Annotated in this window: 15 protein-coding genes and 1 pseudogene; 7 read left to right on the top strand and 9 right to left on the bottom strand. The window is 62.6% G+C overall.

Annotated elements, in window-relative coordinates:
• Positions 1-1,172, bottom strand: a pseudogene (locus tag KBY72_RS06625) (transcription-repair coupling factor); the annotation flags it as partial.
• 221 nt (positions 1,173-1,393) lie between these two features.
• Between KBY72_RS06625 and KBY72_RS06620 the strand changes: the two are divergent.
• The 3 genes from KBY72_RS06620 to KBY72_RS06610 all read left to right on the top strand — a co-directional run bounded on the left by KBY72_RS06620 (position 1,394) and on the right by KBY72_RS06610 (position 4,291).
• Entirely contained in the window at positions 1,394-2,026 is a 633-nt protein-coding gene (locus KBY72_RS06620) for a hypothetical protein (protein WP_254993293.1), read from the top strand.
• Between the two features lie 74 nt (positions 2,027-2,100).
• Positions 2,101-2,514 carry a PAS domain S-box protein gene (locus tag KBY72_RS06615; RefSeq protein ID WP_254993292.1) on the top strand — a complete coding sequence of 138 codons (414 nt, stop codon included), beginning with the start codon at positions 2,101-2,103 and terminating at the stop codon, positions 2,512-2,514.
• Positions 2,507-4,291 carry an EAL domain-containing protein gene (locus tag KBY72_RS06610; protein WP_254993291.1) on the top strand — a complete coding sequence of 595 codons (1,785 nt, stop codon included), beginning with the start codon at positions 2,507-2,509 and terminating at the stop codon, positions 4,289-4,291. The genes KBY72_RS06615 and KBY72_RS06610 overlap by 8 nt, the downstream gene beginning before the upstream one ends.
• Here KBY72_RS06610 and KBY72_RS06605 read toward each other — a convergent pair.
• Positions 4,280-5,032, bottom strand: a complete 753-nt coding sequence (locus KBY72_RS06605) for a hypothetical protein (RefSeq protein ID WP_254960632.1) — start codon at positions 5,030-5,032, stop codon at positions 4,280-4,282. The genes KBY72_RS06610 and KBY72_RS06605 overlap by 12 nt on opposite strands.
• Positions 5,033-5,075: 43 nt before the next feature.
• On the opposite strand from KBY72_RS06605, the gene KBY72_RS06600 reads away from it, so the two are divergent.
• From KBY72_RS06600 to KBY72_RS06585, 4 genes are all read left to right on the top strand, one after another.
• Entirely contained in the window at positions 5,076-5,843 is a 768-nt protein-coding gene (locus KBY72_RS06600; protein WP_254960631.1) for a TerC family protein, read from the top strand.
• Positions 5,840-6,187 (top strand): DUF6464 family protein, encoded by a 348-nt coding sequence (locus KBY72_RS06595; protein ID WP_106501557.1) that lies wholly within the window; start codon positions 5,840-5,842, stop codon positions 6,185-6,187. Before KBY72_RS06600 ends, KBY72_RS06595 begins: the two co-directional genes overlap by 4 nt.
• A 118-nt stretch (positions 6,188-6,305) precedes the next feature.
• Entirely contained in the window at positions 6,306-7,583 is a 1,278-nt protein-coding gene (locus KBY72_RS06590; RefSeq protein ID WP_396093466.1) for a DEAD/DEAH box helicase, read from the top strand.
• A 65-nt stretch (positions 7,584-7,648) separates the two neighbouring features.
• On the top strand, positions 7,649-7,864 hold the full coding sequence (locus KBY72_RS06585; protein ID WP_315859527.1) for a hypothetical protein: 216 nt from the start codon (positions 7,649-7,651) through the stop codon (positions 7,862-7,864).
• Between the two features lie 247 nt (positions 7,865-8,111).
• Here KBY72_RS06585 and fmt read toward each other — a convergent pair whose 3' ends face one another.
• The 7 genes from fmt to KBY72_RS06550 all read right to left on the bottom strand — a co-directional run bounded on the left by fmt (position 8,112) and on the right by KBY72_RS06550 (position 14,933).
• On the bottom strand, positions 8,112-9,152 hold the full coding sequence (fmt, locus tag KBY72_RS06580; RefSeq protein ID WP_254960629.1) for a methionyl-tRNA formyltransferase: 1,041 nt from the start codon (positions 9,150-9,152) through the stop codon (positions 8,112-8,114).
• A gap of 10 nt (positions 9,153-9,162) precedes the next feature.
• Positions 9,163-10,539: a TldD/PmbA family protein gene (locus tag KBY72_RS06575; protein ID WP_254960628.1), complete on the bottom strand. Its 1,377-nt coding sequence runs from the start codon at positions 10,537-10,539 to the stop codon at positions 9,163-9,165.
• A gap of 2 nt (positions 10,540-10,541) precedes the next feature.
• Positions 10,542-11,921, bottom strand: coding sequence for a TldD/PmbA family protein (locus KBY72_RS06570; protein ID WP_254960669.1), 1,380 nt, complete (start codon positions 11,919-11,921; stop codon positions 10,542-10,544).
• Between the two features lie 181 nt (positions 11,922-12,102).
• Positions 12,103-13,209, bottom strand: a complete 1,107-nt coding sequence (gene acsF / locus KBY72_RS06565) for a magnesium-protoporphyrin IX monomethyl ester (oxidative) cyclase (protein ID WP_254960627.1) — start codon at positions 13,207-13,209, stop codon at positions 12,103-12,105.
• Between the two features lie 48 nt (positions 13,210-13,257).
• Complete coding sequence (locus KBY72_RS06560; protein ID WP_254942098.1) at positions 13,258-13,674, bottom strand: DUF2996 domain-containing protein; 417 nt, start codon at positions 13,672-13,674, stop codon at positions 13,258-13,260.
• A gap of 59 nt (positions 13,675-13,733) precedes the next feature.
• Positions 13,734-14,222 carry a hypothetical protein gene (locus tag KBY72_RS06555; protein ID WP_254960625.1) on the bottom strand — a complete coding sequence of 163 codons (489 nt, stop codon included), beginning with the start codon at positions 14,220-14,222 and terminating at the stop codon, positions 13,734-13,736.
• 27 nt (positions 14,223-14,249) lie between these two features.
• A complete protein-coding gene (locus tag KBY72_RS06550) occupies positions 14,250-14,933 on the bottom strand; it encodes a flavin prenyltransferase UbiX (RefSeq protein ID WP_254960624.1) in 684 nt (227 codons plus the stop codon).
• Positions 14,934-14,936 lie beyond the last annotated feature (3 nt).

Genomic DNA, 14,936 nt, shown 5'->3' with positions numbered 1-14,936 from the left:
AAGCCCTTCACCAGGCCTGCCAGCTTGCCGAAGGCATTGGGGTAGGCCGGCACCGAGCGAGAGGCCAGGTCAAAGCTGTTGGGGTGCTGGTCGGTTTCGTGCAGCTCGGCCAGATCGAAACCGGCAAATACCTCCGCCTGCTCCAGGGCGTCTGCCGCGGGGCGATGCAGGAGCGGCGGCAGGATCGTCGGCGCCGCGCTGGCTTCTAGTTCCAGCTCCTTCACCACGTCGGCGTAGTGGTCGCAGGCATGGTCAAACCACTGCTGGCCATGGGAGAGGCAGTGGCGCCGCTCATCGATGGCGATCAGGGTGTGGGGCGGCAAATAATCCAGCAGGGAGGCCGGCTGCTGCCAGGCCAGGCCCATCAGCCTCCGCATGCCCTCCGGGGTGCCCCCTTCGAGTAGCTGCTCGAGGGCCTCCGGGCTGAGCATTTGCTCGAGCCCATCCGGCATCGACTCGCGCAGGGCATCGGCGATCAGGGGGCCGTAGCCGGTGGGTGTGAGCCGCACCACCTCGATGGCGTCTAGGGAGCGCTGGGAGGCGGGATCGAATTCCCGCAGTTTCTCCAGTTCTTCGCCAAACAGCTCCAGCCGCACGGGCAGCTCGGCACTCACCGGAAACACATCAACGATGTCGCCGCGCCGGCTCCAGCTGCCCTCCTGCTCGATGGTGGGCACCCGTTCGTAGCCCAGCCGGCTGAGGGTGGTGGCGAGCTGTTCAAGGTCGATCGTGTCGCCCTTACGCAGACTCAGGCATTGATCCCGCAGGGTTTCGGGAGGCGGCAGGTGCGGCTGCAGGGCCCTTTCCGTTGCCACGATTGCCAGGCGGCGGGGGGCATCCAGCAGTTCGCTGAGCACCTGCAACTGGCCCCAGGTGATTTCGCTGGTGGGGTCAAAGGGCTCGTAGGGGCTGCCCTCGCTGGTGGGGTAGAGCTGGCAGCTGTTCCACCCCATCAGCTCCAGCAGCGCTGCCCAGCGGCCCGCTTCCTCCAGGGTCGGAACCAGAACAAGCAAGGGCGCCTCGGCAGCCCCGGCCAGGGCGCTGCTCACCAGGGCCCGCGCACTGCGCCCCGCCCCACTGAGCCGCAGTCGGTCGGCCCGCTGCAGACGCAGCAAAACCTCGCCGGTGAGGGGCACCTGCTGCAGCTGGCGCACCAGGGCGGTGAGGGGCATGGGGTCAGGGAATCTCAGAAGGCTCCGATCTTCGCAACTGGCACCAGAGTGGTGTTGGTTGCCGCCAACTTCTGCTTCGACTTCACTGTCTGTCCAAGACCAGCTGTCTGTTCAACACCAAGAGGCTGTTCAACACCAAGAGCCTGTTCCCTACTAACCGGCTGGCTAAGGCGCCAGCCGTGTTGGCGCTGGGCGGCTTGCTGGCTCTGCTGGGGGCTTGCTTGGCAAGCGAGCCTGCGCGCCCAACGGCCCAGGCGGCAGGTCTGCTGCCTGAACAGGAGGCGGCTTTGCTGCAGCGACTGGCTACAGCTGATCGTCAGTGGCTGCCGCGGGCTGAAACCCTTCCCAGTGGTGCGGTGCGTTACCACTACCGCCGCCGGGCCAACGAACCCAGGCTGTCTGTGGCGGAGCTGCGGGCCCTGATCGCCAACCCGCCCAGCTTTGGGGCCGAGCGCCTGGCGATCGGTGAGCTGCTCATAGTGCTGGCCAAAGCCGGGGTGCGTCTGGAGCTGGGTCAGCCCCGCAAGCCTGGGGCGGCGGGGGAATGGGACCCGGCAGCACGGACCCTGCGCATTCAGCCCCGGGTGGTGGCTAAGGGCAGTGTGGAGTTTGCCCGGGTGCTCAACCATGAGGCGATTCACGTTGCCCAGAGCTGCAGCAACCGGGGGTTGCGTTCCCGCCCCCGGCCCCTGGGTTTGCCCTCAGCCTTGCCCGATCACCTAAATGGTGTGCTGAATGAATCTGTCTACAGCCAGGCATCGGAGCAGGAGCGGCAACTGGAGCGGGAGGCCTATGCCAATCAAACCCGCTTGAACCTGGGGGCTCAGTTGGTGCGCCGCCATTGCGGCACCTAAACGGTTGGGTCGGCCCGTTTGCGCAAAAGTTTTCAATGGGCACCATATAATTTCAACCATAGATCGAGTAAATTTTGGCTACCGAACAGTCCCAGCCAGAGAGCACTGCGGCCTCTGTTCAACCCACCATTGAATCCCTGCAGAACGGAGATAGGCCCTTTGTATTGGCTGATTCCCTAGGACAAGTGGTTTCGATTAACAAGGCTTTCGAGCAGGCCTACGGCTGGACTGAAGATCAGTTGCGCGGCCAACCCCTGAGCCTGATCTTGCCGGGTGCTTTTCAGATGTCTCACCAGTTGGGCTTTTCCCGCTTCCAGGCCACGGAGCAGTCCACCATTCTTGCGCACCCGTTGCGTCTGAAAACCGTCTGCGCCGACGGTAGTGAGGTGGTGTCTGAGCATTTCATTTTGGGAGAAAAGCGCGAGGCTGGCTGGGTTTTCGGGGCCACCCTCACCCCCTTGCCAGGCTGTATGGAGACTGATGCCTGAAGCCTCCACTCCAAATGACGAAACGACACTGGTCGTTGAGTTGCGCCGCACCTTGGGCCGGCTTGATTCTGCCCTTGGCCAGATAAGTGAAGGACTCGTTCTGGTCAATGCGATCGGCCAAGTGCTGTGGACAAACGCCTCTTTTGATAAATTTGTAGGTAAGTCCAGGCTTGAGATACTCGGAGTGGATCTTCACGGGATTCTGCCACTAAATATTGTTGGTGAACCAATCCTTACCATTGAGCAGACCCGAGGGGGATTGCTGAAGACTGTTTTTGTCACCGTGATTCTCAGTGAAGATCCGGTGCATGCTCTGGAAATCGAATGGCGTCCCGTAGTCACGGAGGTGCCAAATCCATTGATGTTCTCCTTTCGGGATGTGAGTGCTCGGATCTCATTCGATGAGCTGCAGCAGAAAAGCCAGCAGATCGAAGAGAAATGGTTGTCAACCAGTAAAAAGTATATAGATCTGCAGTCGAAGCAGCTGGCTCTAGCGGCCAAGGTGATGAAGTGCCCCGTGACTGGCTTGCCCAATCGTCGAGGCCTGCGCGCTCGGATTGCAATAGCCTTGCAGCAGCTACGTCGTCGGCCCGGCTTAGTCACACTACTGTTTTGCGATCTAAATCGTTTTAAGGAAGTAAATGATTCCTACGGCCATCAAGTTGGTGATGAGTTGTTGATTGAGTTGGGTAAACGGCTTCAATCCACCCTTCGTCCTGAGGATGTGCTTGCCAGGCTGGGGGGGGATGAATTCGTGGTGTTGAGCCCTGGTGTGCCCACGCCAATGGCAGCAGTACGGCTGGCGGAACGCTTGCAGGCTCTGGTCTCCAAGCCCTGGATTTCACAGGATTATTCGATTACACCCAGCATGTCTGTGGGTATTGCCTCTACTGATGATCCTGAGGTCACTGTAGATGAGTTATTGCGCCGTGCTGATCTGGCGATGTATGCGGCTAAGGGTAGCGATGAGCGCTCAATCACCATCTATGACAACGTAATTGATGCTCAGGTCAGGCGGGGAGTTTTGATAAAGCGCCAGTTGCAGTCTGCAATTGATGGTGATCTACTTAAGGTTGATTTTCAGCCTGTTGTTGATCTAAAGAGCCGGGATTCGATTGGCTTCGAGGCGCTCGTCCGTATTCGTGATTTTGAGGGTGCCTGGATGGCGCCAAGCGAATTTATTTCGGTTGCCGAGTCTGTGGGCTTGATTGATCAATTGGGTGATCTTGTTTTGCACCGTTGCTTGGCGGTGCTGAAATTGACAGAGAATACAGCCCCTGATCTTGTAATTTCGATCAATATAAGTCCGCTGCAAGTCTGCCGGGAGGGTCTTGCTGGGCGGATGATTGCCATCGCAGAGCGCTATGAGGTTGATTTAGGGCGCCTGGCTGTTGAGGTCACCGAATCCGTCTTGATAGATCGTCCTCGCACCGCAATTAACGAGCTGAACATCCTGCGTGCAGTGGGTTGTAGAGTATATCTAGATGACTTTGGTACTGGTTATTCAAGTATGTCCTGGCTATCCCAACTGCCCATTGATGCAATCAAGATCGATCGTAGTTTTACGGCCGGTCTGCTGAACCATCCTCGTCGTAGGGTAGTTGTGGACTCGATGATCAGGCTGTCTCTCGATCTTGGTTTGGATGTGATCGCCGAAGGGGTTGAGCTTGAAGCCCAGGCAGAAGCCCTACTGGCGATGGGCTGCTTAAGGGGGCAGGGCTTCCTGTTTGGCCACCCAGCCCCCTTTCCCCAGCCAGCTGAACTTTTAGTTCCCTAAAGTTGCGGGTGAGCTTTGGGCGAGCCACTCACTTTCCAGCAACATATTAAATTGAAGCAGTTGGCTGTCGCTAAGTAGTTGGCGGCTGGTTAGTGCAAAGTGCTTCTCGAGGAAGGCACGACCCTGGCCCAGATCCCACTGCAACTGGCTAAGCAGCTCCTCACACTGGCTGAGCAGCTCCTTGCGGCGTAAGGGGGGTGGTGCGCTGGCGGGGTCGCTGCCATCGGCAAAGCCCTCTAGGGCCTGTAGGTAGGCCAGCAGGTCCCCATAGCTGGTGAGGCGGTTGCGGTTGGGGTGGCCGAATACCCTCTCGAGATAAACGGCCTCCTGCTCGCGATTCCAGCCGAGTCTCTGCAGCTGTAAATCCAGTCGGGCCAACTCGCTGCTCCAATCCTCCGGGTCGGCCGGCGGTTCTTCGATCGCCTGTGCCGGAGGGGGGCTGGGCGCCGCTGGGCGCTCGGCTTGGGGTTTGGGCTGAACCTGGGGGGGCGTACTACTAATCCGGACGGGCGTGGGTGTGTTCGCAGTGGGTGCGCTCGCAGTAGGGGGCGCGGCTACTGGAAGGTGTTCACCCAGGCGTTGGCGGGCTCGGTCTTCTGCAGCCTCGGCGGTCGCTGCTTCGCCCAGTGCTGCGTCGATTACCTGGCCAGCACGGCTTATTTGCACCAGCACCACTCGGCTGCCTGGTTCGGCATGGAGCAGCTGGACGTTGAACTGCAGTTCGCTTAACGGATGCTCCAACCCAGCTTTCTAGAGTGAATCCCATCTTGACCCGCTGCAGCCCGTGGAAGCGGAGTCGATCCAATCCCTCACCCCCCTGCTGAACCAGGCAGACCAGTGGCGTGAGGTGCTGTTGTTGCTGCCCCTGTTGGTGGCCTTAGAGGCGGTGCTCTCCGCCGACAATGCCATTGCCCTGGCGGCTATCGCCCGGGGCCTGGAGGATCCGGCCCGTCAGCGCCAGGCCCTCAACCTCGGCCTGGCCTTGGCCCTGGTTTTTCGGCTTGGTTTGATCGTGGCTGCCCGCTGGGTGCTGAATTTCTGGCCGCTGCAACTGGCGGCGGCGGCCTATTTGCTGTGGCTTTGCGGGCGCCACCTGCTGCTGGTGTGGTCTGAGCCCGAAGAGGGGGCCGGCGCGGCTGGTGCTGCTGATGGTGCAGCCACTGCAGGAGCCAAGCCCGGCTCGCTGCACCCCGCCGGGCTTGGCTCAATTGTGGCCACCCTGGCCCTTACCGATCTGGCTTTTTCGCTTGACAGCGTTGCCGCAGCGGTGGCGGTGAGTGATCGGCTGTGGCTGGTGATGGCCGGTGGGGTGATCGGCGTTATCGCCCTGCGACTCACCGCAGAGCTGTTTATTCGTTGGCTTGAGGTCTACAAGCATCTGGAAACGGCCGGCTACCTGGCGGTGGGTCTGGTGGGTATGAAGCTGCTGCTGCGCCTGGGCCTGCCCCAGGTGGTGGCGCCGGAGTGGCTGCTGCTGCTGCTGGTGGCTGCCTTGTTTACTTGGGGCTTTTCGGTGCGCCTGCCTCTGGAGCCGAAACCGCTGGAGCCATGAGGGTGGAGCTGCGCCAGATCGGCAGCGATCGCCTGCTCGATTGGCTTGAGGTGCCAGAGCTGGCTGAGGTGCCCCATCCGGGCCGTTGGCTTGAGGCTGGCGGCCGCAGTTTTCTGGTGCTGCAGCGGCGCCACCGCTATCAATTGCGCAATGGGTGCTACGAACTTGCCAGTGTCGCTCTGCAGGTGAAGCCTCAGCGCCAGCCCACCGATGCCCGCTGGTGGCAAAACCAGTGGGTGATCGGGAACCCCGATTGCCGTTTCAACGCCCGCAGCCCGCTGCTGCGCTGTGCCGTGCTTCCCGATGGCCCATGCGAGCGCTGCAGCCACTTCGCTGGTCCCTAGGGTGGGGGATCACGCAACACCTGCAATCCGTCAGCCCTCTCCACGATCCGGCACAGAGGTTGCCGATTCCAGTCCGGCGGCGGTGGACGCTGCTGCGCTCAGCAGCGATGCTCCCGAGCTGCTCGACTTTGCATCGTTTGGGCTGGGTGAGCCGATCTTGAAGGCGGTAACCGAAAAGGGTTACACCAAGCCCTCACCGATCCAGGGCCAGTGCATCCCGGCGGTGCTGGCGGGTCACGACGTGATGGCGGCGGCCCAGACCGGCACGGGCAAGACCGCCGGTTTCACCCTGCCGATGCTGGAGCGCCTGCGCCACGGCCCCCCCGCCCGCGCCGGCATTGTTCGCTCCCTGGTGCTCACCCCTACCCGCGAGCTGGCTGCCCAAGTTGGCGAAAGCGTGCGGGCCTACGGCCGCTACCTCGATCTGCGCAGCGACGTGGTGTTCGGCGGGGTCAAGGTGAATCCCCAGATTTCCAGGTTGCAGCGCGGCACTGACGTGCTGGTAGCCACCCCGGGCCGGCTGATGGACCTTTATCAGCAGAAAGCCCTGCGGCTCGACCGGGTCGAGATCCTGGTGCTCGATGAGGCCGACCGGATGCTGGATATGGGCTTCATCCGCGATATCCAGAAAATCCTGGCCCTGCTGCCGCCCAAGCGTCAAAACCTGCTGTTCTCAGCCACCTTCTCTGGGGATATTCGCCGCCTTGCCACCGGCCTGCTGCACAACCCGGTGCAGCTCCAGGCCACTCCCGAAAACCGCACCGCTCCCACGGTGGAGCACCTGCTCCATCCCTGCGACATGGATCGCAAGGGTGATCTGCTCAGCCACTTGATCAGCAGCAACAACTGGCAGCAGGTGCTGGTGTTTTCACGCACCAAGCACGGCGCCAACCGCATGGCCGAGCGACTCACCCGCGAGGGGATGTCGGCTTCGGCTATCCATGGCAACAAGAGTCAGGGAGCTCGCACCCGAGCCTTGGCCGACTTCAAGGCTGGTTCTTTGCGGGTGCTGGTGGCAACAGACCTGGCTGCCCGTGGCATTGACATTCACCAGCTGCCCCACGTGGTCAACCTGGACCTGCCGAACCAGGCGGAGGACTACGTACACCGGATCGGCCGCACCGGCCGGGCCGGCCACAACGGCCACGCAATTTCCCTGGTGGCAGCTGAGGAAAGTGAGCTACTGCGGGCCATTGAGCGCATGATCGGCACCCGTCTGCCGCGGCAGGAGGTGCCCGGTTTTGAGCCCAAGGTGCTCTCTGCTCCACCCCTGGATCTCAGCGGTGGTCGGGGTAAGGGCAGGGGCGGTGGTGCCCGCAGGGGTGGACCCCCAGCCGGACCCTCCCGCAGCGGCAGCGACGGGGGCCGTCGGGGGCGCTACAGCTCTGGGCGTTGATCTAGCCCTAACGGCAGCAATCGACACACCGGCTAAGGGTTGTCTCCGCTCGGATAGGGACGTTGATGAATGCCCCTATGCCCTACGAGCCCGGATCCCCTGAATGCCGAGTCCTGATCGACTGCAAGGTTCAGATCGAGTCGATGCTGCTGGCCCTGGGGCGCATCGACAACAGCCAGCACATCCGCGACCAGCTGTTGTCTGTGCACAACCAACTTGAGGGGCTGCACGCCATCCACCGCAAGGCAGTTGCCGCTCCACTGTCTGCGGGCGAGCCTTGAGGATCAACCAGCTGCCTGGGCAGCTAGGGGCCCGCTGTTCTGTCGCCCCATTTCAAAACCGTGACAGGTGGCATAGGCGCTGGCCAGGTTTGCTACCCGGTGGTGCAAGTGGGGCTGTTGCTCATGGCTGACCACGTAGCGGCCTGTCGTTTCCCATGGTTGCCGAGCAAGGTCTTCTTCCTCTCTAGCTGCGGTTACTAGCGCCGAAAAGTGAGGGAGCCCTAGCAACACAGAACTTAAGTTGGGTCTAGGTGATCCCAAGCTGATCACCTGCGCTGCAGCCCAGTTGTTGCAGCAAGCTCTGGCCTTGGGCAGGTGACTTGCCCTCCAGTTGGGCTGCTCTTACCAGCAATGGGCAGCCAGCAGTGCCAATCACCAGGCCCGCATCGGCAGCAAGCGCTAGCACGGTTCCGGGCGCCGCTGCTGCCGACAACAATCCTTTCGAAAATGCTGCTGGCTCCGCTAGTAAGTAGCGGGCTTCTGGGCTCAGTTGAGAAGCGAGCCTGGCGACCAGAGGTTCGGTGGCTAGAAGTTTTAGCCGCTTGCCCTGCCACTGGGTGACGGCGCCGGGGTACAGGCCCATCACCCGACGATGAATTTCCAGAGCCGACTGGTTCCAGTCGACTAACAAGTCGTCTTTGGTGAGCATCCGGGCGTAGCTGAGGCCCACTTCTCCCTGGACACGAACCCCGAGCCGGGCTAGCCGTTCGGCTTCTGGTCCCGTTCCGGCGGTTTCGATGCGCGGCAGGGCATCTACCAGCAGCTCGGCGCTGAGCTGGGCGAGCCGCTGCCCCAGCTGCTGGGCGTTCTCCAGCAGGCCAATGGAGATAGAGCGCTCCAGCAGCACCGGCCCGGTATCGAGGCCCTCCTCCATGGCCATAATCCCGACGCCGGTGCTGCTGTCGCCCTGCAGTAGGCACCACTGGATCGGTCCGGCGCCACGCCAGCGGGGCAGTAGGGAGCCGTGGGCGTTCCAGCAGCCCAGGGGGGGCTGGGCCAGCACCTCTGGCGGCAGGATCTGGCCAAATGCCACCACAACGGACACATCGGTGCCGAGGGCGCCAAGCCTGCCCTGGAGCTCGGGCTCGCGGCGGATCCGCTCCGGCGTGAATATCGGCAGGCCTAGCTCCAGGGCGCGTGCCTTGACAGGACTTGGCAGTAAGTCCTTGCCCCGCCCCCGCCGCCGATCTGGCTGGGTAACCACCCCCACCAGCTCGTGCCCTGCCGCCACCAGCTCATCAAGGCTGGGCACGGCGTAGGCGGGGGTGCCCCAAAACAGGATCTTCAAGGACAGATGATCAGGCCTCGCCGGTGATCGAGAGCCCTTCCACCCAGACGTAAGGGCAGAGGCCATCCGGGGTGATCTTGGCCAGGCCTTCAAAGCCGACGATCGCCTTCATCACGGTGCGGATGTCGCCAGCGACGGTGGCGGCTTCGATCGAGCGGCTGACCCCACCCTCAACCAACCAGCCGTCAAAGGGCAAGGAGAAGGAACCCTGGCTGGCTTTAACTCCAGCATGTAGCGCCGACAGGGAGTCGATCACCACAACGGGGCCGGAATGGTTTAAGCGATCTAGACCCTGCTGGCCGCCGTCGCTGCCAGGGGTAGCCCAAATCTCGAACCAATCGGCCCCCACCGACACCTTTGCTCCCATGCCGGCATGGCCGGTGGGCGCCACCCCAAATGCTCGGGCTGTGGCCTCCGAGTGCAGGAAGTTTTTCAGCACGCCCCCAGCCACTAGGTCTAGGGGCGCGGTGGGGGTGCCCTCGCCATCAAAGGCAGAGGCGCCCACATTGCCGGGGTGCAGGCCGTTATCGCGGATGCTCAGAAAGGGCACGGCAACGCTGTCGCCGAGGGAGTCGCGGTGGCTGAGGCTCACCCCATCGAGCACGGCCCGGGCATTGAAGAGGCTGCTGAAGGCCCCGATCAAGTCGAGGAAGGCTTCCGGGCTGAAAACACAGGTGTAGTAACCAGTTTCGATCGGTGCGTAGTCAAGGTGGGCGATCGTGCGCTCGGCGGCCTCTTCGATGCAGCCGGCGATGTCGAGTTCGGTGGTGCCGTAGGCCAGGCGCACGGCACCGGAACTGCGTGGTTTGCGACCGGCTTCCTCTGCCCTGGCGTAGAGGTAGAGGCTGGCGGTGGTCAGGGTCTGGTGGCGGCAGGCCCCCTCGTTGTTGAGATAGAGGCGCTCGCTGCTGCGCTGGGCTAGGCCGTTGTAGGGAACTGTGGCGATTGCTATGTGGCGATCAAGCAGTTGCCGTTCGGCCTGTTTGAGGGTGTCCAGCAGGCTGAGGATCGGCTGGGGTTGATGCAGCGGTTGATCTAGTGGGGCCAGGGGTGCGGTGGCCAGGGTCGAGAACGCCGGGGTTTCCTCCGCATTGCCAAAGGCGCTGGCGTCGCGGGCGCCGCTCAAGGCCCGGGCCAGGCCGGAATCGCTGAGGTCTGAGGTGCTGGTAATGCCAACTAGGCCGTCGCCGTTCCACACCCGCAAGGTGATGGCGCTGCGTTGGGCCCCTTTCATCTGTTTGGCTTCGCCGCGGTCTACCTGCACGGAGGTGTCGGTGCTGCAGGAGGCGCCGAGATCCCATTGCTGGATGCCGGCGCCTTGGGCGAGTTGCTGGAGCCGGCCGCTGAGGGCCTCGGCGTTCAGGGTCTGGATGGTGGGCTGGGTCATGGTCAGCGTCCTCCCACGGTGATTGAATCCACCTTGATGTGGGGCTGGCCGACGGTCACGAAGATGCTGCCGCTCACGGAGCCACAGAAGCCCGCTGCTAGTTCCAGGTCGTTGGCGCACATCGAAATGCGCGGCATCACCTCCTTGGCTTCGCCAATCAGGGTGGCCCCCTTTACCGGTTTGGTGAGCTGGCCGTTTTCAATCAAGTAGCCCTCCTCCACGGCGAAGTTGAACTGGCCGGTGGGGCCGACGCTGCCGCCGCCCATCGATTTGCAATAGAGCCCCTTGTCGACGGAGCCGATCAGCTGCTCGGGGGTGTGGGGGCCGGCGGCGATGAAGGTGTTGCGCATGCGGCTGGCCGCAGCAAAGGTATGGCCCTGGCGCCGGCCGCTGCCCGTACGGCTGTGGCCGGTGCGCAGTTCGCCGGCTCGATCGCTGAGGAAGCGCTTGAGAACCCCGTTTTCGATCAGCACGGTGCGCTGGGGCTCCATGCCTTCGTCGTCCATAGAAAGGGAGCCGAAGGCGCCGTCGCTGAGGCCTTCATCGATGGCCGTGACGGCCTCGTGGGCAATGGATTGGCCAACCATCTCAGCAAAGGGGGTGGTGCCCCGCTCCACCTGGGTGGTTTCCAGCAGGTGGCCGCAGGCCTCATGAAAAATCACGCCGCCGAAGCGGTTGGCCAGCACCGCAGGCATCTGACCGGCTTCGACGTAATCGGCGTAGAGCATGGTGCCCACACTCGAGCACACCTCCTGGGCGGCGGCGTCCGCGTCCCATTGGCGCAGGTCATCGGGGCGATCGGAGGTGCCGTAGCGGCGGCCGAGGCCGGCGCGGTGGTCGCCGTCGGCGGCAAGCACGTTTAAACCGAGGGACTGGTGCAGGCGGATGTCGCGGGCAAAGGTGCCATCACTGGCAGCAACCAGCACCGACTGCCAGTCGCGGGAGTAGCTGCCGCGCCTGGCCTGTAGGTGGCTGCCGTGGTGCTCGAGGCGGCAGGTGCCCTCCAGCAGCTTCAAGGTGGCTTCAGCTAGGGAGGGGCAGCTATCAAGCCAGTCCAGCTTGGCGGCGGCGAAATCTCGCATCACCTGCAGACCTTCGAAGGGGCTGGAGTTGCTGCTGCTGTGGCTCAATCCGAGCATGCCGAGGGCTTGCTCAAGGGCCTGCATCAGGCCGAGATCACTCAGGTCGTTGGTGCTAACAAAGCCATCGCGGTCGCCCAGGAACACCCGGATACCAGCGCCCATGCCGAAGGCTGGGCTGACGCTGGTGATGGTGTCCTGCTCAGCCAAGACGCCGAGGTGGTCGGTGCGCTCCAGGAATATCTCAACTAAATCGGCACCTGCTGCCCTGGCGCTCGCCAGTAAGGCCTCCAGCCGCAGCATCCAGCTTTGATCAAATGCATCTGCCGCTACCACTGCCGGCTGGGCTGCAGCCGACTGGAGAACAACCGGTTTGGAGGCAACCAAAAGAACTCAGCGAAGGAATGATGTAACTGCAGGCCAGGCAAAGGCTGGCAGGCATATCAGAATGGTCAGCGCATCAAGAAAAAATCAGCGCACTTGCTCAGCGAACTGAGGGCTGGAATTGCTCGCTGCGGATGGCAGGGGTGAAATAAAGCTTGGCCATTTCTGCGCCATTGGCGATCCAATAAGGCAGTTTGCGCAAAACTTTTATTGCTCCAGGAGCGCTGCTTACGTCGGCCTCGCTGAGCTTGGCGTTGTTGCTAACCAGACGCTCTAGGCGGGTGTAGAACTTGGGATGGTCAACATTCAGCACCACGGGGAACACTCTGGCGGAAGTCTCGTTGGTTTTAGCAATCACGACCTTGTCGTATTCGCGAGCATCGAGGCCCAGGGCTTCGTAGAATTCTTTTCGAGCAACATCTCGGACGTACATGGTGGCAAACACTGCCAGCAGGAAGAAGCGGCACCAAAGCCTGGCGGTGAAGCCCCGCACGGTGTCTGGCTGAGCCTTCATCAAGGCATCAAAGAAATCGCCATGGCGGTTCTCGTCTTGGCACCAATTCTCGAAGAAGTTAAAGATCGGGAAGATCTTGCTTTCTGGATTTTGCTCTAGGTGGCGATAGATGGCGATGTAGCGCCAGTAGCCAATCTTCTCGCTCAAGTAGGTGGCGTAGAAGATGAATTTAGGCTTGAAGAAGGTATACGACTTGCTGGCGGTCAAGAAGCCCAAGTCGAGTTGCAGCCCAAAATCTCCCATGGCTTTATTGAGGAAGCCAGCATGACGGGCCTCGTCGCGCGCCATGTGGGCAAAGCACTCGGCAAGCAGCGGATTTTTGGTTTTGATGCGGCGGCTGAGCTCCTTGTAGAGCAGGAAGCCAGAAAATTCAGAGGTGCAGCTCTGCTCAAGAAACTCAACGAAAACCCTGCGGGTATCAGGATCTAGCTTCTCGGCTGCCCCCTCAAACTCGCCGTTGCGCACGAAGTGGTGGCGGTTGTAGTCCTTGCGGAACTCCTCGCATATGGCCTCAAGCTCCACCTCATTTGGCCGCAGATCCATCGCCGCCATGGCGTCGAAATCTGTGGTGTAGAAGCGGGGCGTAAGGATCGTGTCCTTGGCCGGATCTTTGACGGCTGGTGCACCGGGCGAGCCCACAGAGGCTTGACTGGGGCTGGCGGTAGCGCTGGCAGTTGAGGCTGGAGGCACCATCGAGGCTTGCGGCTTACGGCAGTTCTTGCATCGTAGAGGGCGTGGCCGTCAGTTCGGGCCGAGCCATTTCTGACCGTTGAGCCGCTGCACCAGCCGCGATACCAGCAGCGCCAGGCTCATCTTCTTCTCGTCGATCAGAAACGACTCCAGCAGGCTTGGCTGGCCGCCTGCCTCTGCCAAAGCCACCGTTTTGGCTGAACTGATATCTGGTTTGGTGAAGCACAGCCAGAAGCGACGCCGACCCGGCAGCTCCCCTTGAACCATCCAGCACTCCGACCCCACCACGGGCATGGCTCCTTGCACAAAGGCCAGTTCGGCAGCAGCTCCTCCGTAGCCCTGGATCTCTTTGGCCAGGGCCGGGATCAGTAGCTGGGGCACAAAGATCTCAAACGGCTGGTCTTCCACTGCAGGCGGTTTGGCCTTTGCGGGCTGATCTTTGGCAGCTGGCTGGGCGGATTCGCTCACCGTTGCAGGCCCCTTTCGGCATCGTCCTTGGACTTTACGCAGGTTGCTAGGCAGTTAGCTCACCAGTCGTCACTGCTGGGGCTGTCCCAGCCATCACCCACGGCAGCGGCCTGGGTCACAACCGGTTCGCCTGCTGAAGCTGGATTGCTGCCTTTGCGAATCACCCGGAATGGCACGGCAACGGTTGGGGCTGGTTCGCCAGGGGGTCTCGGCGGCCCGGCGGCGGCTCGAGGGGCTGGCCTTGCTGGCTCGCTTTGGTTTTGCTGCTGCGGCTGCCTCCAGTTCTCCTCGGGGGCACTGGCGCCGCGGCCAACTTGACGGCGCAGGGTGAGCGGCCCAGTGCGCAGGGCTAGGGCGGCACCGGCGGCGCTCAGCCCGGCTCCCGCGCTGGCGGCCAGGGCTATCCAGGCTCCGATTGGCAGGGCCGGGCTGGTCCAAACCAGCAGGCGCAGGGCCGCATTGGGTCGGGGGTTTAGGGCGCCTACCAGCAGCACCAGCAGCAGGGGAGCCAGCAGGGGGAGCAGCAGCAGGCGTTGCAGCAGGGCCAAAGGATCGACTGGGGTGAGGAGGGCGGCCTAGAGGGAAGTCGTCCCGGCGGCTGGTGCCCCTTGGGATCCTGGCTGGTGCGGCGGCCCCTGCCAACGGCGCAGGTTGCCAAGCTCGTAGCCGAGCACGTCAAAGACGCGGATCACCAGAAAATCCACCATGTCTTCGATCGATTGGGGTTGGTGATACCAGGCAGGCACCGGCGGGGCGATGCGGGCACCAGCCTCGGCCAAGGCCGTGAGGTTGCGGAGGTGCACCAGGCTCCAGGGGGTTTCCCTCGGGCAGATCACAAGGGGGCGCCCCTCTTTGAGGTGAACATCGGCGGCCCTCTCCACCAGATCCAGGGCTACCCCCGAAGCGATGCGCCCCACGGTTCCCATGGAGGCCGGCAGGATCACCATGCCGCGGGTTTTGAAGCTGCCACTGGCAATGCCAGCGGCCTGGTCGTTCCAGCGGTGGCAGCGCAGCTGCCCGGTGCTTACAGCGGTGCGTTCCCGCCAAAAGGCTTCCTGGGCATCAGGTTCTGAGGGCACCCTCAGTCCCAGTTCGGCCTGCCAGACGCCAATGGCTCCGCGAGAGGTGACCAGCTCCACCGCTTCTCCCGCCTCCAGCAGCAATTGCAGGGCCCGCTGGGCGAGGGGCTGGGCCGAGGCGCCAGAAACGGCCAGCACCACCGGCCCCGTTCCGGAGCTGGTTCCGGATGGCCGAACCATGGC

Source organism: Cyanobium sp. BA5m-21, from assembly GCF_024346235.1.
Taxonomy (GTDB): Bacteria; Cyanobacteriota; Cyanobacteriia; order PCC-6307; family Cyanobiaceae; genus Cyanobium_A; species Cyanobium_A usitatum.
The sequence above is the reverse complement of the archived record's forward strand: the minus strand, read 5'-3'. Positions and strand labels throughout refer to the sequence as shown.